Consider the following 20,794-nt stretch of genomic DNA (forward strand, 5'->3'; position numbering starts at 1 on the left):
ACCATGACGAACGACACCAGCGGCGACGTCCGCCTCTCCGGCATCAGCAAGACCTACGGCTCCTTCACCGCCGTCCACCCGCTCGACCTGACCGTGCCCCAGGGCTCCTTCTTCGCCCTGCTCGGCGCCTCCGGCTGCGGCAAGACCACCACCCTGCGCATGATCGCCGGTCTGGAGGAGCCTTCCTCCGGCACTGTTCACCTCGGCGACCAGGACGTGACCGCGCTGCCGCCGTACAAGCGGCCGGTGAACACGGTCTTCCAGTCGTACGCCCTCTTCCCGCACCTCGACATATTCGAGAACGTCGCCTTCGGCCTGCGCCGACGCGGCATCAAGAGCGTGAAGAAGCAGGTCGAGGAGATGCTCGACCTCGTTCAGCTCGGCGAGCAGGCCCGCAAGAAGCCGCACCAGCTGTCGGGTGGCCAGCAGCAGCGCGTCGCCGTGGCCCGCGCTCTCATCAACCACCCCAAGGTGCTCCTCCTCGACGAGCCCCTCGGCGCCCTCGACCTGAAGCTGCGCCGGCAGATGCAGCTCGAACTCAAGCGCATCCAGACCGAGGTCGGCATCACCTTCGTCCACGTCACGCACGACCAGGAGGAGGCCATGACCATGGCCGACACGGTCGCCGTGATGAACGCGGGCCGCGTCGAGCAGCTCGGCTCGCCGACCGACCTGTACGAGAACCCGCGCACGACGTTCGTCGCCAACTTCCTCGGCACCTCGAACTTCATCGAGGCCGAGGTCGACTCCAGGAGCGGCGACGACATCGTGCTGAGGGCGGGCGGCGGCAAGCTCGTCCTCCCCGAGGCCCGGTGCGGCGCGCCGACGACGGTCGGAGGCAAGGTGCTGGTCGGCGTACGCCCCGAGAAGATCTCCCTCACGCATGCCGACGAGGCGGGCGAGATCCCCGAGGGCCGCAACCGGATCACCGGCAAGATCGCCGACTCCTCCTTCATCGGCGTCTCCACGCAGTACGTCGTCGACAGCCCGGTCTGCCCCGACTTCGAGGTCTACGCCCAGAACATCGACCGGGACGCCCGGCTGGTCCCCGGCGCCGACGTCGTCCTGCACTGGAACCCGGCGCACACCTTCGGCCTCGACGCCGCTCAGGACATCGACGCCGGTATCCAGGAAGAGGCGGCGGTCTGATGGCGACACTGACCGAGGCGCCACCGCCTCTGACCCCGACGGCACCCGAGAAGAAGCCCCCACGCAAACGCGGCCGTCTCGTCCCCTACTGGCTGCTGCTGCCCGGCATCCTCTGGCTGCTGGTCTTCTTCGCGCTGCCGATGATCTACCAGGCCTCCACGTCCGTGCAGACGGGCTCCCTGGAGGAGGGCTACAAGGTCACCTGGCACTTCGCCACCTACTGGGACGCGCTGAGCGAGTACTACCCGCAGTTCCTGCGCTCGGTGCTCTACGCCGGCTCGGCGACCGTCCTGTGCCTGATCCTCGGCTACCCGCTCGCCTACCTCATCGCCTTCCGCGCGGGCCGCTGGCGGAACCTGATCATGATCCTGGTGATCGCGCCGTTCTTCACCAGCTTCCTGATCCGCACCCTCGCCTGGAAGACGATCCTCGCGGACGGCGGCCCGGTCGTCGGCGCCCTCAACACGCTGCACGTCCTGGACGTCACCAGCTGGCTCGGCATGACCTCCGGCGACCGCGTCCTGGCCACACCGCTCGCGGTGGTGTGCGGTCTGACGTACAACTTCCTGCCGTTCATGGTCCTGCCGCTCTACACCTCGCTGGAGCGCATCGACCCCCGGCTGCACGAGGCGGCGAACGACCTGTACGCCAGGCCGATCACCACCTTCCGCAAGGTCACCTTCCCGCTGTCGATGCCCGGCGTCGTCTCCGGCACCCTGCTGACCTTCATCCCGGCGGCCGGTGACTACGTCAACGCGGACCTGCTCGGCTCGACCGACACCCGGATGGTCGGCAATGTCATCCAGACGCAGTTCCTGCGGATTCTGGACTATCCGACGGCCGCGGCCCTCTCCTTCATCCTCATGGCCGCCATTCTCGTCATGGTGACCGTCTACATTCGCAGGTCGGGAACGGAGGATCTGGTTTAAATGACCTTCGTCAACTGGCTCAAGCGCAATCTCGTCGTCATCGCGGGACTGCTGACGCTCGCTTATCTCCTCCTGCCGAACATCGTCGTCACCGTGTTCTCCTTCAACAAACCGAAGGGGCGCTTCAACTACGAATGGCAGGAGTTCTCCACGGCCGCCTGGCAGGACCCGTGCGGTGTCTCGGACCTGTGCGGCTCACTGTCGGTCAGCCTCCAGATCGCGTTCTGGGCGACGCTCGGCGCCACGCTCCTCGGCACGATGATCGCCTTCGCGCTGGTCCGGTACCGCTTCCGCGCGCGGGGCGCCGTGAACTCGCTGATCTTCCTGCCGATGGCGATGCCCGAGGTCGTCATGGCGGCCTCGCTGCTCACCCTGTTCCTCAACATGGGCGCCCAGCTGGGCTTCTGGACGATCCTCATCGCCCACATCATGTTCTGCCTGAGCTTCGTCGTGACGGCGGTGAAGGCGCGCGTGATGTCGATGGACCCGCGGCTGGAGCAGGCCGCGCAGGACCTGTACGCCGGACCGTTCCAGACGTTCGTCCGGGTCACCCTGCCGATCGCCGCCCCCGGAATCGCGGCCGGAGCGATGCTCGCGTTCGCGCTCTCCTTCGACGATTTCATCATCACCAATTTCAACGCGGGCTCCACCGTCACCTTCCCGATGTTCGTCTGGGGCTCGGCCCAGCGCGGAACGCCCGTTCAGATCAATGTCATCGGTACGGCCATGTTCGTCGTCGCCGTACTGTTCGTCCTGACTTCCATGGTCATCACAAACCGCCGGAACAAGCAGAAGGCATAAACCCCTGTAGGGAGTTGGAATCATGGCCCCAAGCGCCATGAACAGATGGACGAAGGCACTCTCTGAAGCCCAGCCGGTCCCGTACTGGCTGGACGACCCCGGCAGGCCCCACCCCGAACCCGCCCTGACCACCGCCGAGACCTGCGACCTGCTGGTCGTCGGCGGCGGCTACAGCGGACTGTGGACCGCGCTCCTCGCCAAGGAGCGCGACCCGCGGCGGGACGTGGTCCTGCTCGAAGGCCGCGAGGTGGGCTGGGCCGCCTCCGGCCGCAACGGCGGCTTCTGCGCCGCCTCCCTCACCCACGGGCTGCCCAACGGGCTCGCCCGCTGGCCGGAGGAGATCCACGCCCTTCAGGAGTTGGGCGCCCGCAACCTCGACGAGATCGAGAAGGCGGTCGCCCGCTACTCCCTGGACTGCGACTTCGAGCGCACCGGCGAGATCGACGTCGCCACCGAGACCTACCAGGCGTGGGAACTGCGCGACTGGTACGAGGAGTTGCGGGACAAGGGCCTCGCCGAGGGCATCGAGTTCCTGGACGCCGAGGCGGTGCGGGCCCAGGTCGACTCACCGACCTTCCAGGCCGGCCTCTACGACCGCCGCGGCGTCGCCATGGTCAACCCGGCCAAGCTGGCCTGGGGACTGAAGCGGGCGTGCCTGGACCTCGGCGTCCGCATCCACGAGCACACCCCCGCCCTCACCCTGAAGCCGTACGGCGCCGGCATGGCCGTACGCACCCCCTACGGCCAGGTCCGCGCCCGTAAGGTCGCCCTCGGCACGAACATCTTCCCGAGCCTGGTCAAGCGCGTGCGCGCGTACACGGTCCCGGTCTACGACTACGCCCTGATGACCGAGCCCCTCACCGAGGACCAGCTCGCCTCGATCGGCTGGAAGAACCGCCAGGGCCTCGGCGACTCGGCGAACCAGTTCCACTACTTCCGCCTCTCCGCCGACAACCGCGTCCTCTGGGGCGGCTACGACGCCATCTACCCCTACGGCGGCCGGGTCCGCGCCGAATACGACGACCGCCCGGAGACGTACGCCAAGCTCGCCGGGCACTTCTTCACCTGCTTCCCGCAGCTGGAGGGCATCCGCTTCACGCACGCGTGGGGCGGCGCCATCGACACCTGCTCCCGCTTCTCGGCGTTCTTCGGGACGGCGCACCAGGGCAAGGTGGCGTACGCGGCGGGCTTCACGGGCCTCGGCGTCGGCGCGACCCGCTTCGGCGCGGACGTCATGCTGGACCTGCTGGCGGGGGAGCGCACGGAACGCACGCAGCTCGAAATGGTCCGCAAGAAGCCGCTCCCCTTCCCGCCGGAGCCCTTCGCCTGGACCGGCATCGCGCTCACCAAGTGGTCGCTGGCCCGCGCCGACGCGCACGGCGGGCGGCGCAATCTGTGGCTGAAGGCGATGGACCGACTCGGCCTCGGATTCGACAGTTGAATGTGACTCAGGTCACCTCGGATTGGTGGCGAGAACCCGCGTAATGCCCGGCAGGTGACCTCCCTCTCCCTCGTGACGCGACCCGCGTTCACGAAAGAAAAGGGAGGTCACCGTCATGACAGGGGCGAAGACGGCGGTCGAGTGGCTGGCATCCGTGGCGCCGGATCCCGCAGCCTGTCGCTGGGAGTGGGAGCGCAATCCCCTCGGGGTCGCGCTGCTGCCGGCAGGCAAGGCCTGGGACGTACTCATCCTGCCGGGCGAGCTCGGCTATCCGACCCTGGATGTCCTCACCCGGATCCTCGACCAGCCGGGCCCGGTGCTGGTCGACTTCGGCGACGCGCGCATGGGCTTCTTCGTGCCACCGGGCACGGCCGCCCGCTGGCTCGGCACCGGCATCCGTACGGCCGGGGAGGGCACCTGGATCGTCGTCCCCTACCCGGGCCGCGCCACCGGCGGCACCCGTTGGCTGGTCCCCCCGGACGGCACCGGCACCCTCACCGACCCGGCACTGCTCGAACTGGCCATGCACGAGGCGGCGGCGCGACTGGCCGCGGAGGGGGAGGGCTAGCCCGCGGAACCCCCGGTGCCCCCGGGACCGAGACCGGTGCGGCGGCCGGGAGGGCCGGTGGCTGTTCGGCGGCTGCTTCGGGCGAGGAGTAGCCAGAGGGAAGACAGGAGTACCGCGCTCAGGCACCAGCTGGCCACGACATCCAGTGGCCAGTGGTAGCCGCAGCGGACCAGGCCGAAGCCGACGGCGGCGTTGACCACCGCGCAGCCGATGAGGAGCTCGCGGCGGGCGTAGGCGGAGCGGAGCCAGGGGAGCAGGAGCAGCACCGCGGAGCCGTAGGCGACGGCGGCCGTGGCGGTGTGGCCGGAGGGGTAGTAACCGGTCGCCGGGGGGACGGCCGGGGTGCCCGGGCGGTCGGTGAGTTCCTTGAGCGGCACGACCAGGGCCGGGACCAGTGTCATCAGGACGGCCGCCGCGGTGGCCGGCAGCCACCAGCGGTCTGTACCAGTGCGCCGGGAGCGCCAAGCGGAGTGGACGAGGGCCACGGCGAGGACCGGGACGGCGACCTGGACATTGCCCAGATCGGCCAGGAGATCGGAGAAGCGGTCCGGGTGGATCAGGGCCCGGCTGACGCGCTCGTCCACACGCACGAGCGGCCCGTACGCGACGACCTGCCAGGTGATCAGGGCGAAGAGGAGGGCCGGAAGGGCGAGAAGGAGGAAGAGGGAGGTCGGGCGCCCCGGAACAGGGGGGGTGGTTCCGAGGCGCCCGTCCGGATCGGATGGTCGGCCGCCCCGGGGGGTTTGGGGCGGGCGACTGTCCGATCGGTGAGGAGATCCGAAGCCGGAGGCTCCGGTTGTGTGCGCGAGGGCACGACCAGGTCGAAGCTGGGGAGGCCTCGGCCCGATGTCACCCAGAGTCCCCTCTGGGCGGGGTGTATCTCTCATCTGCTTAGAACCTACGACAGCGGAAGGGCGTAAGACAGACGGAATCGCGTCCTGACATCCACCTCGCACACCTTCTTCACACGCTCTGACTACCGCCGCCCCACCCCCGGAACCGCGGGCGGTGTCAGGGGTGGGGCGGATGGGGCTCGCGGGCCGGTCCACCGGCGCTCACCAGTGGTTTTGCTGTGACCTCAGATGTGGGCGAAGGCCTGCTCGATGATGTCGAGGCCCTCGTTCAGCAGGTCCTCGCCGATGACCAGCGGGGGCAGGAACCGCAGCACGTTGCCGTAGGTGCCACAGGTCAGGACCAGCAGGCCCTCGGCGTGGCAGGCCTTGGCGAGCGCGGCGGTCGCCTCCGGGTTCGGCTCCTTGGTGGCGCGGTCCTTGACCAGCTCGATGGCGATCATGGCGCCCCGGCCCCGCACGTCGCCGATGATGTCGAACTTCTCGGCCATGGCGGTGAGGCGGGCCTTCATGGTCGCCTCGATGTTCTTCGCCTTGGCGTTGAGGTCGAGCTCCTTCATCGTCTCGATGGAGCCCAGCGCACCGGCGCACGCGACCGGGTTGCCGCCGTAGGTGCCGCCCAGGCCGCCCGCGTGGGCGGCGTCCATGATCTCGGCGCGGCCGGTCACGGCGGCGAGCGGCAGACCGCCCGCGATGCCCTTCGCGGTGGTGATCAGGTCGGGCACGATGCCCTCGTCCTCGCACGCGAACCACTGACCCGTACGGCAGAACCCGGACTGGATCTCGTCCGCGACGAAGACGATGCCGTTGTCGGAGGCGAACCGGCTGATCGCCGGCAGGAAGCCCTTGGCCGGCTCGATGAACCCGCCCTCGCCGAGGACCGGCTCGATGATGATCGCGGCGACGTTCTCCGCGCCGACCTGCTTCGAGATCTGGTCGATGGCCTGCGCGGCGGCCTCCGGGCCCGCGTTCTCCGGGCCGGTCGGCCAGCGGTAGCCGTAGGCCACCGGCACCCGGTAGACCTCGGGCGCGAACGGGCCGAAGCCGTGCTTGTACGGCATGTTCTTCGCGGTCAGCGCCATCGTGAGGTTGGTGCGGCCGTGGTAGCCGTGGTCGAAGACGACGACGGCCTGGCGCTTGGTGTACGCACGGGCGATCTTGACGGCGTTCTCGACGGCCTCGGCGCCGGAGTTGAACAGGGCGCTCTTCTTGGCGTGGTCACCGGGCGTCAGCTCGGCGAGGGCCTCGGCGACCTCCACGTACCCTTCGTACGGCGTGACCATGAAACAGGTGTGGGTGAAGTCGGCGAGCTGCGCGGAGGCCCGGCGTACGACTGCCTCGGCGGACGCGCCGACGGACGTCACGGCGATGCCGGAGCCGAAGTCGATGAGCCGGTTGCCGTCGACGTCCTCGATGATGCCGCCGCCCGCACGCGCCGTGAACACGGGCAGCACGGAGCCCACGCCCTGCGCGACCGCGGCGGTACGGCGGGCCTGCAGCTCCTGCGACTTCGGGCCGGGGATGGCGGTGACGACGCGGCGCTCCTGCGGAAGTGCGCTCATGAGGGGCTCCTGGGGGTGTTGCGGACGCTTGTCTTCTCTTTTTCGCAGGCTAGGGCGGGGAGCGGGGGGTGGGCATGCTCCATGTGGGCGTTGTCAGCGAGTCCGGTTGTCCGTCGTGGACATAGCGACGCCGACACGGGTTCCGCACCGGCGGGGCGGGCCGCGACGAGATCCGGAGCATCTCGGTCCGCTCCGTCGGCCGCGTAAGCGGTGAACTCCCCAGGAGAGGACGTTAGATTGGCTCGCTGACGGTGGACGGAACGGCTGCTCAGGGGGCAAGCGCGATGGACAGCGACGGGACGCAGGACGCGCGGGGCACGCACGCGACGCCTGTGCCACGTCCGGCGGTGCCACCGGAGGCCCCTGTGGCGCCACCGCGGCCGACGCACGCGCCGGGCACGTCTGTGGCCGACTGGCTGAACGAAGCCCGGCCCGAGACCAGGCCCGGCATCTGGCGCTTCGGATACCGGATGCCGAAGGCCGCTGTGAACAGGGAGCGGGTCAATCCCACGACCCTCGCCGGCATGCTGATTCCGCTCGCCGTGGCGCTGGTGGTGTGGTCCTTCTGGCGGCGCGGCGCGCTCCCGTACCAGTTCACGATCCTGCGGCTCTTCACCCCGGAGGACTGGTGGTGGGGCGGCACGATGGCCTCGCCCAAGCACTTCGAGGGCCAGGCACTGCAGTACCCGGGCGTGGAGGCCCTGGACGTGTACAACGGCCTCTTCTTCGCCGTGCTCGTCTACACGGTGGGCAGGCTGGGGAGCTGGCCCGCTGTCGTCCGTCACCTCGTGGGCCGCAAACCGCAGCCGACCCGTGGCCTGCTGGCAGCCCTGGGCGCCCTCGTCACCCTGAGCTTCGTCTACCCGGACGCCTTCCCCGGCGTCGGCTGGGACCCGCTGCCCGTCGTGAGCCCGTTGTGCTCCCTCATCGTGCTGATCAGCGGTGGGTACGAGGTCTACGCCGCGCCATGGGACATCGCGCTCAACACCCTCATCGTCGCCCTCGTCCTGTGGCCCTTCGCCCGGCTCGGTGGCTGGTGGTCCCTGGCCCGGGCCTGGCTCGCGGCCCGTGGTCGCGCCGGGCAGGACCAGGGCCCCTCGCCTGTCGCCGAACAGCCCCGTGCCCAATGGCCCGGGCTGCGGGAGGCCGGACAGCACCAGGCCGCCGACGTGCTCACCGCCGAGGTGCTCGCCGGGCGGATGAACGACGTGGACTGCGCCCGCGTCGAGCACGGCTGGGTCCGGTCCCGGAACCAGGGCCGCGTGGCCGCCTTCACGGACGCGGTGTTGCGTCAGCAGGGCGCCGCCTTCACCCATCCCTCCGGCGACCGCGACCTGACCGGACGCGCCGCGCGGCACGACCTGCTCGCCGGACAGGTGCGCATCGGACGGTGGGCCCCGGCCGACCGCACCCCGCCCGCGTACGACGGCGTCGGCGCCGCCCTCGGGCCGGAGACGCTGGGCACCTCGCTGCTGGTCGTCGGGCCGTCGGGCGCCGGCAAGACCCGGCACGTCATCGCGCCGGTGGCCGAGTCCCTCGCGCTCCAGGCTCTCACCGGCAGGTGCGCGGTGGTCGTGGTGTGCGCCGCGGGCACGGCGATCGGGGCGGACTCGTCGTACGACGTCGTGGTGCGCATCGGAGACCCCGCGTCCGCGCACGACCTCGACCCGTACGCCGACGCCGAAGACCCCGATCAGGCGGCCGGGTTCCTCGCCGAGGCGCTGGCCGGGGATCTCGACAACGTCGGCGCCGAGCGCGCCGCCACCGTCCTCGCTCAGCTTCTGGGCCCCTACCGGGCCGCGTACGGCCGCTTCCCCGCCCTGCCCGTGCTGCGGGGCCTGCTGGAAGGGGACCAGCCGGCACTCTCCGATCTGCGTGCCCGGCTGGCCGACGACCGGCACACGATGATGCGCCGCGAAGTCGAGGCCCGCATCCGGCAGACCGGCGCCCCGGGTGACCCCGGTCCGGTGCTCGCCGACCGGCTCGCCCTGCTGGACCGGCCCGCCTTCGCCGACTTCTTCGGCTCCGGCAGCGGCGCGAACCGCCCGTTCTCGCTGCGCGCGGTCGCCCACCACCCCCTGCGTGTCCGTATCGACCTGCCCGAGCGTGGCCATGAGGAGGTCTCGCGCCTGATCACCAGGCTCGTGCTGGCCCAGTTCGCCGAGGTCGCACGGGAAGGATCACACGACCACTTCGTCGGCCTTGTCCTCGACGACGCCACCGGCACCGTCACTCCCGAGTCGGTTCGGCGGATTCAGCGGCTGCGCTCGCAGAACGCCGGTGTCGTGCTCGCGCTGCGCACGGTCTCCGATGTGCCGGAGGCCCTCCACGGGCCGTTGTACGGGGCCGTCGGCTGCCGGATGGCCCTGTCCGGCGTGACAACCTGGGACGGGAGCCGTTTCGCCGACGCCTGGGGCACCGAGTGGGTGGAGACCAAGGACGTCGCCCAGCACACAGTGTTCGCCGATCAGCCGATGACCCGGGCCATGCACGCCCTGCGCAAACTGGTGACCGGCAAGGCGGTGACCACGGAAGCCGTCACCGTCCGCCAGGTCGAACGGGAACGCTGGTCCGCCTCCGAGCTGGCGCACTCGGTGCCGCCCGGACATGCGGTGCTGTCACTGACCACCGTGAACGGCGAACACGCGCCGCCGCTGCTGGTGGATCTGCGGGGCTGACCTCGGTATCCGGTCGGCGGGTCACGCGGTGACCGTACAGTGAGGCAGAATCGGCACAGGTCGTTCATACATGGCGGCTAAAAGATCACAGAGATCACACAGATGATCACCGCGATCGCGCTGGTCACACAGATCGCACGATCACACCGGTCACCTCGATAGTGAAGGCCTCATGCCCCCGACGCTCGCCTCGCTCGTCCACCACTCCGCGCTCAAGCTGACCGTGCGGGCGGGCGAGGACCGCCTGGACGTGCCCGTGCGCTGGGCGCACGTCAGTGAGCTCGCCGACCCGGTCCCCTACATGGAGGGCGGGGAGCTGCTGCTGATCACCGCGCTCAAGCTGGACGCGGAGAACCCCGAGGCGATGCGGCGCTATGTGCGGCGCCTCGTCGGTGCGGGCGTGGTCGGGCTCGGCTTCGCGGTCGGCGTCAACTACGAGGAGATCCCGGGAGCCCTGGTCGACGCGGCCGAGGCGGAGGGCCTGCCGCTGCTGGAGGTGCCGCGCCGCACGCCCTTCCTCGCCATCAGCAAGGCCGTGTCGGCGGCGATCGCGGCGGACCAGTACCGGGCGGTGACGGCGGGGTTCGCGGCGCAACGGGAGCTGACGAAGCAGGCGTTGAACGCCGGGCCGGAGGGGCTGCTGGCCGCGCTGGCATCCCAGGTGGACGGCTGGGCGGCACTGTACGACGCGTCCGGTGCCGTGGTCGCGACGGCGCCCGAGTGGGCGGGGCGGCGGGCGGCGCGGCTCACGGCGGACGTGGAGCGGCTGCGGGAGCGGCCCGCGCCCGCGTCGTCCGTGGTCGGCGGGCCGGAGCACGAGGACCGGGTCGAACTGCACACCCTGGGCACGGGGCGCCGGCCGCGGGCGGCGCTGGCCGTGGGCACTGCGGCGGCGCCGGGCACGGCGGAGCGGTACGCCGTCCACTCGGCGATCGCGCTGCTCACGCTGACGACCGAGCGGTCGCGGTCGCTGCACGCGGCCGAGCAGCGGGTGGGCGCGGCGGTGCTGCGCATGCTGCTCGCCGGGGAGCCGGACCATGCCCGGGCCGTGGCGGGAGACCTGTACGGCGAACTCCTCGACGCGCCCTTCCGGGTGATCGTCGCCGAGGCGGCGTCGGTGTCGGCGGCGCGGGTCGTGGACTCCGGGGCGCGGGTGGCGCTCACCAAGGCGTCCGCCGCGGTGCTGGCCGCCGCGTCCGACACGCACGGCGATCCGCTGGGTGCCCTCACCGAGATCGTGGAGTCCGCGGCGGCTCGGGCCGGGGAGGCGGTGCTCGTCGTGCCGGAAGGGGAGGACGAGGCGGCGCGGCTGGTGGTGCTCGCGGCGGACGGGGGCGCGGCGGTGGCGGCGTGCGCGAAGTACGCGGAGGCGTTGGAGGCGGCGCGGGCGGGGGACGTGTCCGAGCAGCCGGTGGGCGCCGACGAGGACGAACTGGTCGTGGGGCTCTCGGCGCCGGCCGGGCCCATCGCCGCGGCGGCGGCGTACAAGCAGGCCGAGCAGGCGCTGTCGGTGGCTCGGCGGCGGGGGCGGGTGTGCGTGGAGCACGAGCAGTTGGCGGCGGGGTCGGTGTTGCCGTTGCTCGCGGACGATGCGGTGAAGGCGTTCGCGGACGGGTTGCTGCGGGCGCTGCACGAGCATGACGCGACGGGGCGGGGGGATCTGGTGGCCTCGCTGCGGGCGTGGTTGTCGCGGCATGGGCAGTGGGACGCGGCGGCCGCGGATCTGGGGGTGCATCGGCATACGTTGCGTTATCGGATGCGGCGGGTGGAGGAGATTCTGGGGCGGTCGCTGGATGACGCGGATGTGCGGATGGAGCTTTGGCTGGCGTTGAAGGCGACGTCGGCGGAGTAGGGGGGTGTCGCCCCCGCCGCCCCTACCCGTCCCGTCCCCGGGGGCTGCCGCCTCCGGACCCCCGCTGTCGGCCCTTCGGGCCTCGTCCTCAAACGCCGGACGGGCTGAAAAACTCAGCCCCTCCGGCGTTTGAGGAGCGGGGGTCCAGGGGGCGGAGCCCCCTGGCGGGGTCGAAAGGGGCAGCGCCCCTTGAGGACGGGACGGGTAGGGGCGGCGGGGGCGAGAACCCTGGGTCGTACCATCCACCCCGCCAAACCGGCGCACCCCCCCACCCCCACCACTACACCCCGGACAAACGCCCCTCCGCCCCCACCCCCCTACCGTGGACCCCGACACACCAGGACACCCCCAACGCGGAAGGGCCGGGACCCCATATGACTTCCACCCACGCCTTCTGGCTCGCCGGCCGCCAGGTCAGCGGCGAGGACAGCTTCGACGTCACCTCCCCGTGGGACGGGCGGGTCGTCGGCAAGGCGAGCGTGCCGACGGACGCACAGATCGAGGAGGCCGTGGCCGCCGCGTACGCCGTTCGCGAGGACTTCGCCGCGACCCCGGCCCACGTGCGCGCCGCAGCCCTCGACCACGTCAGCAAGCGGCTCGCCGAGCGCACCGAGGACATCGCCCGGCTGATCTCCGCCGAGAACGGCAAGCCCATGAAGTGGGCCCGAGGCGAGGTCGGCCGTGCCGTGTCCGTCTTCCGGTTCGCGGCCGAGGAGGCCCGGCGGTTCAACGGCGGCGAGGCCCAGCGGCTCGACACCGACCTCGGCGGTCAGGGGCGCCTCGCCCTCACCCGGCGCTTCCCGAAGGGCGTCGTCCTGGGCATCGCACCCTTCAACTTCCCGCTGAACCTGTGCGCCCACAAGATCGCCCCGGCCATCGCCGCCGGCGCGCCGATCATCCTGAAGCCCGCCCCGGCCACCCCGCTGTCCGGGCTCGTCATCGGTGAGCTCCTCGCCGAGACCGACCTTCCGGCCGGCGCCTGGAGCATCCTCCCGGTGCCGAACGACCGTATGCCCTCGCTCGTCCAGGACCCGCGCCTGCCCGTGATCTCCTTCACCGGCTCCGAGAAGGTCGGCTACGCGATCATGGACTCGGTGCCGCGCAAGCACTGCACCCTGGAGCTGGGCGGCAACGGCGCGGCCGTCGTCCTCGCCGACTACGCCTCCGACGCGGACCTCGACTGGGCCGCCACCCGCATCGCCACCTTCTCCAACTACCAGGGCGGCCAGTCGTGCATCTCCGTGCAGCGGGTGATCGCGGACGCGTCCGTGTACGACCGGCTCCTGCCGCGCATCGTCGCCGCCGTCGAGGCCCAGGTCACCGGTGACCCGAGCGACGACGCGACCGACGTCGGACCGCTGGTCAGCGAGGACGCCGCCAAGCGCGTCGAGGCGTGGGTGCGGGAGGCCGTCGACGCCGGCGCGGGCCTGCTCACCGGCGGCAAGCGCGACGGCGCCTCCTACGCGCCGACCGTCCTCACCGACGTACCGGCCGACACGACCCTCTCCTGCGAGGAGGTCTTCGGACCCGTCCTCACCGTGCAGAAGGTCGAGGGAGAGGCCGAGGCCTTCGCCGCCGTCAACGACTCCAAGTACGGCCTCCAGGCGGGCGTCTTCACCCACGACCTCCAGGCCGCCTTCCGCGCCCACCGCGCCCTCGAGGTCGGCGGCGTCGTCATCGGCGACGTGCCCTCCTACCGCGCCGACCAGATGCCGTACGGCGGCGCCAAGCAGTCCGGTGTGGGGCGTGAGGGTGTGCGGTTCGCGATGGACGACTACACCTACGAGCGGGTGCTGGTCCTCACCGGTCTCGCTCTGTGAGCCCGGTGAATCTCTGAGTCCGCTGAACCGATTCGGGTTTCGCTCTGGCTTGTGACAATCGTTTTCAGCTAGAGTGGTCCGCATCCCGGGATGAAAAGGGGCCCGGCACCGATGCCTTCCGGTGCCGGGCCCCTTCTTTGCGTCGACCTCTTCCGGACCCTCAACCGGAGAAGCCGACGTGCGCGAGCCGCACCGGGCCGCGCAGCCTGAGGTGGACGTCCCGGACGCCCTCGGCGATGATCTCGGCGCGCCGCGTCGAGTAGTCGTACGGGCTCCCGTCCGGCGCCTGGGACGTCAGTACGGCGAGCACCGCGCCCCCGTCCAGCGACACCTCGACCACGCCGTCTCCGGACAGGGTTGCCGTCACCGCCGTGACACCGCCCTCGAAGTCGCAGTCCCGGTAGACCAGTTCGCCCGACCTGCCCTGCGCCGGCATCACCGCGTCCCCCGACGCCTTGGTGCGGTCGACGATCGCCACGCCGCTCTGCTCGTCGAAGTCGGCCGCGTCCAGGCCGCGTCGGAGAACCGGACGCGGTGCCGCCGCCTCGCCGTCCAGGAGCACGGTCGTGCGCAGGCGGATGTCCTCGCTGGAGGCGCCGGCCAGGATCTCGTACGGGCCCGGCTCGCGGCGCCATCCGCCCCGTGCCACGTCCCAGAAGTCGAAGGAGGACAAGGGGACTTCGAAGGTCAGCGTCGTCTGCTCGCCGGGCTCCAGCCGCACCCGGCTGTGCGCCACCAGCTCCCGCCGCGGGCGCGGCACCGTCGGTTCCACGGCGCGCGCGTAGAGCTGGGCGACCTCGTCGGCCGGTACGTCACCGGTGTTGGTGACCGTGAAGGAGACGTGCAGCGCGTCGTCCGTCACGCGGGTCTCCAGGCCGGCGTAGGAGAAGGTCGCGTAGGACAGGCCGTGACCGAAGGGGAAGAGCGGGGTCCCCTCGAAGTACAGGTAGGTCTGGCGGCCGCCGATGACGTCGTAGTCGAGGAGGTCGGGCAGATCGGCGTCGTCGGCGTACCAGGTCTGCGGGAGGCGGCCGGCGGGGGAGACGTCGCCGGCCAGGACGCGGGCGAGGGCGGTGCCGGCCGCCTGGCCGCCGTGGGACATCCAGAGGATCGCCGGAAGGGCGGCCGGGTCGACGGCGTAGGGGTACGCCGACACCAGCGCCAGCACCGTGTTCGGGTTGGCCGCGCGGGCGGCGCGCAGCAGGCGTTCCTGGTGGGCGGGGAGGGCGAGAGTCGTGCGGTCCTCGGTCTCACGGCCGTTGATGTGCGGGTCGTTGCCCGCGACCACGAGGACGACGTCCGCCTGCGAGGTGACCCTGGTCACTGCGTCTTCGCCGCTTTCGACGACGATGAGCTCGAAGATTTCCGGATTCGCTTCGGCAACCCGCACGCCGTCGGCGGCGACTGAGACGTGGCGACCCGTGCCGAGATGCCGGAGGAGGTGTCCGTTCTCATGGGGTTCCAGGCGGAATGTCTCCTGGACGACCCAGCCTCCGGGCTGGTCGGCGGAGGCGCGGACCCGGCCGTCCTCGGCGACCGAGAGATAGCGGCCGTCGGGGGCGCGCAGGGTCAGCACGCCCTCGCCCCAGTCGACGAGCGCGAACTCGGTGCCGGCCGGATCGGCGGTCAGCGGGGGCAGGTCGGTGCGGCCGGCGAGCAGGGCCGGGTCGAGGGCTCCCTCGGCGCCGCGTACCTCGTCGTCGGCGTCCGCCTCGGGGACGTGCAGGAAGGTTCCGGCCGAGGTCTTCAGCAGGACGCGGTCCACGCCCTCCGCGAACTCCACCCGCTCCGCGCCGAACCGCTCGTACACGCCCTCCAATGGGGTGGAGCGGTGGATGAGCGTGCCGCTGTACCAGTCGAGCTTGCACTCGTCGGCGAGCAGGCCGACCACGGCGAGCCGGGTGTCCGGGGCCAGCGGCAGCAGGCCGCCGCTGTTCTTGAGCAGGACGACCGACTGCTCGGCGGCCTCCTGGGCGAGCGCCCGGTGGGCCGGGGTGTCGAAGTCCCTGGTGAGCGCGTGCGGGTCGTACTCCGGGTCGAACTCGCCGAGGCGGAAGCGGACCGAGAGCTGGCGCCGGACCGCCGTGTCGATGTCCGACTCCGCCAGCAGGCCCTTGTCGAGGGCTCCGCGGATCCGTGCGGTGATCTTCGAGCCGTCGGTGCCGTGGTCGGTGAAGCTGTCGACGCCGGCGAGGATCGCGGCGGCCGTGGCCTCCTCGTGGGTGTCGAAGTAGTGCTCGGAGTCGACCAGGTTGGACGGCGCGCCCGCGTCCGAGCAGACCAGCAGGTCCTCGTCGGTCCAGGCGCGCAGGTGCTCGCGCAGATACGGGGAGACGTGGTTCGGGCGGCCGTTGACCAGGTTGTACGCCGGCATGACCCCGGCCGTCGCGCCCGCCTCGACCGTCTCGCGGAACGCGCGCAGGTCGTATTCGTGCAGGACGCGCGGGCGGACGGAGGAGGACGTGACGTCGCGGCCCGTCTCGTTGTTGTGGGCCAGCCAGTGCTTGAGGACGGGCGCGGTGCGCCAGTACGTCGGGTGGTCGCCGCGCAGGCCGCGGGTGTAGGCGGTGGCGATGGCCGAGGTGAGCTTCGGGTCCTCGGAGTAGCCCTCCTCGTTGCGGCCCCACAGGGGGTGGCGCAGGAGGTTGACGGTGGGGGACCAGACGTTCAGGCCCACGCGGTCGTCGCGGGCGCGCATCGCCCGGGTCTCCTTGGAGACGGCGTCGCCGACGCGTCGTACGAGATCCGTGTTCCAGGTCGCGCCGAGGCCGACGGCCTGGGGGAACACGGTGGCCGGGCCCATCCACGCCACACCGTGCAGCGCCTCCTGGCCGGTGCGGAACGCGGCGATGCCGAGCCGCTCGACGGCCGGGGCGAACTGGTGCAGGAACCCGATCTTCTCGTCGAGCGTGAGCCGCGACAGAAGGTCGTCGATGCGCTTCGCGAACGGCAGTCGCTGGTCGCAGAATGGCGGCGTAGGCGGCGTTTGTGCGGTCACGTGGGGATCCCCTTGCGGTGGAGCGGCGAGGCGCTTTCGAAGCGCTTCGATGCTCATTCGATCCTGGGGTGGGTGTCAAGACACCCCGGCGCAACAACTCCGACTCCTGACCGTTATTTCAAGGACTGTAAGAGAGTGGTCGGATCCTCCGCGGCCCCGAGGAATCTTGGAAGCGACCCTTGTGCGCCCCCATGCCTTCACTTAACCTCGCAGCAACATCGAAGCGCTTCGACTACGAGGCTCGTCCACTTCACGGGTGCACGGCCCTCGGCAGTGGTCGAAGGATCGCTTCAGCTCAGCCAGATCCACTTAAGACACCGCAGCCGACGGCCCACCGCCGGGTGTCCAGGTGCGCCATGAAGGGTTGACGCAATGACGCCGAACGCCGCCTCCGCCTCCTCCGGACCCAGCCGGAGAAGCTTCCTCGCCTCCACGGCGGTCGCCACCGCAGCGGTGGCGGGAGGGATGCCGTTGCTCTCCGCCTGCGGTGGGTCGGAGAGCGGGTCGCGAGATGGCACCACGTCGGCCAAGGACGCGAAGAAGATCCTCCCGGCGTACGTGGCCAGCAACGTGGTGACGCCGGACATCCCGGCGAAGAACGGCTCGGCGGTCGGCTTCACCAGCAAGCTGGACCTGGCCACGCTGAAGACGTCGGTCCCCGAGAAGCTCGGCAAGGGGAGCAAGGTCACCATCATGTCGCCGTTCTGGGGCTCCCCGCCGAAGAGCGACAACGCCTACTACAAGGCGATGAACGACCTGATCGGCGTCGACGTCGTCTGGCAGAACCAGGACGGCAACACCTACGAGCAGAAGCTCGGCGCGGTGCTGGCCTCCAGCGACGTCCCGGACGTGGTGGTCGTCCCCGGCTGGAACATGAACGGCAAGATACCCACAGCCATCATCAGCAAGTTCGCCGACCTCGGCCCCTACCTGTCCGGCGACGCGGTCAAGGAGTACCCGAACCTCGCCGCGATCCCCACGGACGCCTGGCAGCGCTCCATCTTCGGCGGCAAGCTGCGCGGTCTGCCGATGCCGGCGCCGTGGGCCCCCAGCATCGTGCCCCTGTACCGGCAGGACATCTTCGAGAAGGAAGGGTACGAAATACCCAAGTCCTGCGACGAGTTCATGGCCCTGGCCAAGGAGATCACCAACGCCAAGGCCAAGCGCTGGGCGTGCCTGGACATGAAGTGGACCGCCTTCCAGGCCTTCGGTGTCTTCTCCGGCAGCGAGAAGCCGCTCTGGTGGAACATGGTCGACGGCAAGCTGGTCAACCGCATCGAGACCGAGCAGTACCTCGAAGCGCTGGAGTGGTCCCGCAAGCTCTTCGAGGCCGGGGTCGTCCACCCCGACTCCAAGATGGGCAAGAACGCCCCCGACCCGGGACCCAAGTTCGCGGCGGGCGAGTTCCTGATCTACCCCAACAACATCTCCCAGTGGTGGGGCCGCACCGCCGAACAGGCAACCCAGAACCCGGACTTCAAGATCTGGGGTATGGACGTCTGGGGCCACGACGGCGGCAACCCCACCATCTACGCCGAGCAGCCCGCCGGCATCTTCTCCTTCATCAACAAGAAGGCCTCCGAATCGGTCATCCGCGACGTGCTTGCCGTCGCGAACGTCACCGCGGCGCCGTACGGCACCAAGGAGTACATGATGACCAACTACGGCGTGGAGGGCACCCACTACACCGTCAAGGACGGTGTCCCCGCCAAGACGGACCAGGGCAACCTGGAGGTGATGAACGCCTACGTCATGGTGGACGGACCCGCCGCGACCATCGCGCACCCCGACTTCCCCGATGTCGCCAAGGGCCAGGTCGAGTGGCAGCAGCGGATGGGCGCCTTCACCAAGAAGTCCAGCTTCTGGGGCATGCAGATCACCGAGCCGAACCGCTACACCAACCTCGCCAACGACTTCGAGCAGCTGGAGGACGACATCGTCCGCGGCCGCAAGAAGATCAGCGACATGCAGCAGGCCGTCTCCGACTGGAAGAGCAAGGGCGGCGACAAGCTGCGCGACTGGTACAAGCAGATCCTCGACGAGAACGGCTCCGCGGCCAACTGACCGGGCACCGAGGCAAGGAGAACGGCCGTGTCCCACAGCACGGTGCCTCGGAGCAGGACCGAGGCCGACACGACGGCGAAGACCCCGGCGGCGTCCGGCGGCGACACCGGATCCGGTAGGAAGACACCCTCGGGAAAGCTGAGTCTGCGGCTCCGGCTCAGACGCGACCGCGTCCTGCTCCTGATGACGCTACCGGCCGTCGCCCTGGTCCTGCTCTTCAACTACGTGCCGATCCTCGGCAATGTGGTGGCGTTCCAGGACTACGACCCCTACATCAGCGACAACGGCGTCGTGTCCATGCTGAACAGCCCGTGGGTGGGGCTGGAGAACTTCCAGCGGATCTTCGAGGACTCCGCGTTCTGGCAGGCGGTCCAGAACACGCTGGTGCTGTTCTTCCTCCAGCTCGTACTGTTCTTCCCGATCCCGATCCTGCTCGCGCTGCTCATCAACAGCGTGGTCAGGCCCCGGGTGCGGGCGATAGCGCAGGCCGTTCTCTATCTGCCGCACTTCTTCTCGTGGGTGCTGGTCATCGCGGTCTTCCAGCAACTGCTCGGCGGCGCAGGGCTGCTCTCGACGCTGCTGCGCGACCACGGGTACGACGGCCTCGACCTCATGACCGACCCGAGCACCTTCAAGTTCCTGGTCACCGCGCAGGCGGTATGGAAGGACGCCGGGTGGGGCATCATCGTCTTCCTCGCCGCGCTGACGTCCGTGAGCCCGGATCTGTACGAAGCCGCGGCCATGGACGGGGCCTCGCGCTGGCGCCGCATGTGGCACGTCACCCTGCCCGCGCTGCGGCCGGTGATCGCGCTGCTGCTGGTGCTGCGCGTCGGTGACGCGCTGACGGTCGGCTTCGAACAGATCCTGCTGCAACGAGATGCCGTGGGACCGGGCGCGGCGGAAGTGCTCGACACCTTCGTGTGGTGGAACGGCGTCCGCAACCAGGACTTCGGCTACGCGGCCGCCGCCGGACTCGTCAAGGGCGTCATCAGCATCGGTCTCGTCCTGGCCGCGAACAAGGTGGCCCACATCATGGGCGAGCAGGGGGTGTACAAGAAGTGACCGCCGTCATCGACAAGCCTGTACGCAAGCCCGGCCGGTGGGCCGCGCCGCCCCGGCCCGTGTGGGAGGAACAGCCCGCCAAGGTCGGGCTGGCGGGCAAGGGACTCGTGCTCGGCATCGCCTGCCTCGCGATCCTGTTCCCGCTGTGGATCGTCATCGTCACCAGCCTCTCCACGCGCAAGACCATCGACGAGGCCGGCGGTCTCGTGATGGTGCCCAAGGACATCACCTTCATCGCCTACCAGGAGCTGCTCAGCGGGGGACAGGTGACCCGGGCGGCGATCATCAGCGTGCTGGTCACGCTCGTCGGTACGGCGTTCTCCATGACCGTCTCCGTGCTGTGCGCGTACGGGCTGTCGCGGACCGGGTCGCTCGGGCACCGGTGGATCCTGATGACGCTGCTCGCGACCATGTTCTTCAGCGCCGGGCTCATCCCGACGTATCTGCTCGTGCAGACGCTCGGGCTCACGGACAGCTATCTGGCGCTGATCCTGCCGAGCGCGATCAGCGTCTTCAACATCCTCGTGCTGCGCGGGTTCTTCATGGGGATCTCGCAGGAGCTGGTCGACAGTGCGCGGATCGACGGGGCCGGGGACTTCCGCATCCTCTGGCAGATCGTCCTGCCGCTGTCCCGGGCCGTCGTCGCGGTGATCACCCTGTTCTACGCGGTCGGGTACTGGAGTGCGTGGTTCAACGCCTCGCTGTACCTCAACGACCAGGACATGATGCCGCTGCAGAACGTCATGATCCAGCTGGTGCAGAAACAGGAGGCGCCGGTCGGGCTGGGGCAGGCCATCAAGACGGGGCAGCTTTCGGGGCTGGCCGTGCAGATGGCGGTCATGGTGATGGCTCTGCTTCCGGTCGCTGTGTTGTCGCCCTTCGTCCAGAAGCACTTCAAGAAGGGCATGCTCACGGGCGCCGTCAAGGGTTGATTGGCGCCCACCCAATGGGGTGCTTCGGTCGTTCGGCGGCTGCAGGTTGTTTGTGGCTGGTCGCGCAGTTCCCCGCGCCCCTGTCGG

General features: G+C 70.2%; 14 protein-coding genes. 11 read left to right on the forward strand and 3 right to left on the reverse strand.

Annotated features, from left to right (window positions below):
* Nucleotides 1–3: 3 nt before the first annotated feature.
* From ACIREI_RS35215 to ACIREI_RS35235, 5 genes are all read left to right on the forward strand, one after another.
* Nucleotides 4–1,149 (forward strand): ABC transporter ATP-binding protein, encoded by a 1,146-nt coding sequence (locus ACIREI_RS35215; RefSeq protein WP_403341771.1) that lies wholly within the window; start codon nt 4–6, stop codon nt 1,147–1,149.
* Nucleotides 1,149–2,078, forward strand: coding sequence for an ABC transporter permease (locus ACIREI_RS35220; RefSeq protein ID WP_403341773.1), 930 nt, complete (start codon nt 1,149–1,151; stop codon nt 2,076–2,078). The genes ACIREI_RS35215 and ACIREI_RS35220 overlap by 1 nt, the downstream gene beginning before the upstream one ends.
* Nucleotides 2,079–2,879, forward strand: a complete 801-nt coding sequence (locus tag ACIREI_RS35225; protein WP_403341776.1) for an ABC transporter permease — start codon at nt 2,079–2,081, stop codon at nt 2,877–2,879.
* Nucleotides 2,880–2,901: 22 nt separating this feature from the next.
* Complete coding sequence (locus ACIREI_RS35230; protein ID WP_403341779.1) at nt 2,902–4,320, forward strand: NAD(P)/FAD-dependent oxidoreductase; 1,419 nt, start codon at nt 2,902–2,904, stop codon at nt 4,318–4,320.
* A 115-nt stretch (nt 4,321–4,435) separates the two neighbouring features.
* A complete protein-coding gene (locus tag ACIREI_RS35235) occupies nt 4,436–4,888 on the forward strand; it encodes a hypothetical protein (protein ID WP_403341782.1) in 453 nt (150 codons plus the stop codon).
* Here ACIREI_RS35235 and ACIREI_RS35240 read toward each other — a convergent pair.
* Entirely contained in the window at nt 4,885–5,745 is an 861-nt protein-coding gene (locus tag ACIREI_RS35240) for a phosphatase PAP2 family protein (protein WP_403342062.1), read from the reverse strand. The two genes, ACIREI_RS35235 and ACIREI_RS35240, sit on opposite strands and share 4 nt — an antisense overlap.
* A 221-nt stretch (nt 5,746–5,966) precedes the next feature.
* Nucleotides 5,967–7,301: a 4-aminobutyrate--2-oxoglutarate transaminase gene (gabT, locus tag ACIREI_RS35245; RefSeq protein WP_403341785.1), complete on the reverse strand. Its 1,335-nt coding sequence runs from the start codon at nt 7,299–7,301 to the stop codon at nt 5,967–5,969.
* A 284-nt stretch (nt 7,302–7,585) separates the two neighbouring features.
* On the opposite strand from gabT, the gene ACIREI_RS35250 reads away from it, so the two are divergent.
* The 3 genes from ACIREI_RS35250 (at nt 7,586) to ACIREI_RS35260 (ending at nt 13,651) form a co-directional block, all read left to right on the forward strand.
* Nucleotides 7,586–9,979: an ATP/GTP-binding protein gene (locus tag ACIREI_RS35250; protein WP_403341787.1), complete on the forward strand. Its 2,394-nt coding sequence runs from the start codon at nt 7,586–7,588 to the stop codon at nt 9,977–9,979.
* A gap of 172 nt (nt 9,980–10,151) precedes the next feature.
* Nucleotides 10,152–11,831: a PucR family transcriptional regulator gene (locus ACIREI_RS35255; protein WP_403341790.1), complete on the forward strand. Its 1,680-nt coding sequence runs from the start codon at nt 10,152–10,154 to the stop codon at nt 11,829–11,831.
* Between the two features lie 374 nt (nt 11,832–12,205).
* Nucleotides 12,206–13,651: an aldehyde dehydrogenase family protein gene (locus ACIREI_RS35260; protein ID WP_403341793.1), complete on the forward strand. Its 1,446-nt coding sequence runs from the start codon at nt 12,206–12,208 to the stop codon at nt 13,649–13,651.
* Between the two features lie 160 nt (nt 13,652–13,811).
* Here ACIREI_RS35260 and ACIREI_RS35265 read toward each other — a convergent pair whose 3' ends face one another.
* Nucleotides 13,812–16,649, reverse strand: coding sequence for a glycoside hydrolase family 3 C-terminal domain-containing protein (locus tag ACIREI_RS35265; RefSeq protein ID WP_403341796.1), 2,838 nt, complete (start codon nt 16,647–16,649; stop codon nt 13,812–13,814).
* A gap of 372 nt (nt 16,650–17,021) precedes the next feature.
* On the opposite strand from ACIREI_RS35265, the gene ACIREI_RS35270 reads away from it, so the two are divergent.
* From ACIREI_RS35270 to ACIREI_RS35280, 3 genes are read left to right on the forward strand one after another with little or no spacing between them, the layout of a single operon-like run.
* The gene (locus tag ACIREI_RS35270) at nt 17,022–18,713 is read left to right on the forward strand and encodes an extracellular solute-binding protein (protein WP_403341799.1); all 1,692 of its coding nucleotides are present in this window, start codon (nt 17,022–17,024) and stop codon (nt 18,711–18,713) included.
* Nucleotides 18,714–18,740: 27 nt separating this feature from the next.
* On the forward strand, nt 18,741–19,775 hold the full coding sequence (locus ACIREI_RS35275) for an ABC transporter permease (protein WP_403341802.1): 1,035 nt from the start codon (nt 18,741–18,743) through the stop codon (nt 19,773–19,775).
* Complete coding sequence (locus ACIREI_RS35280; protein ID WP_403341805.1) at nt 19,772–20,707, forward strand: carbohydrate ABC transporter permease; 936 nt, start codon at nt 19,772–19,774, stop codon at nt 20,705–20,707. The genes ACIREI_RS35275 and ACIREI_RS35280 overlap by 4 nt, the downstream gene beginning before the upstream one ends.
* Nucleotides 20,708–20,794: the final 87 nt, after the last annotated feature.

This window comes from Streptomyces sp. NPDC093591 (genome assembly GCF_044764885.1).
Taxonomy (GTDB): Bacteria; Actinomycetota; Actinomycetes; order Streptomycetales; family Streptomycetaceae; genus Streptomyces.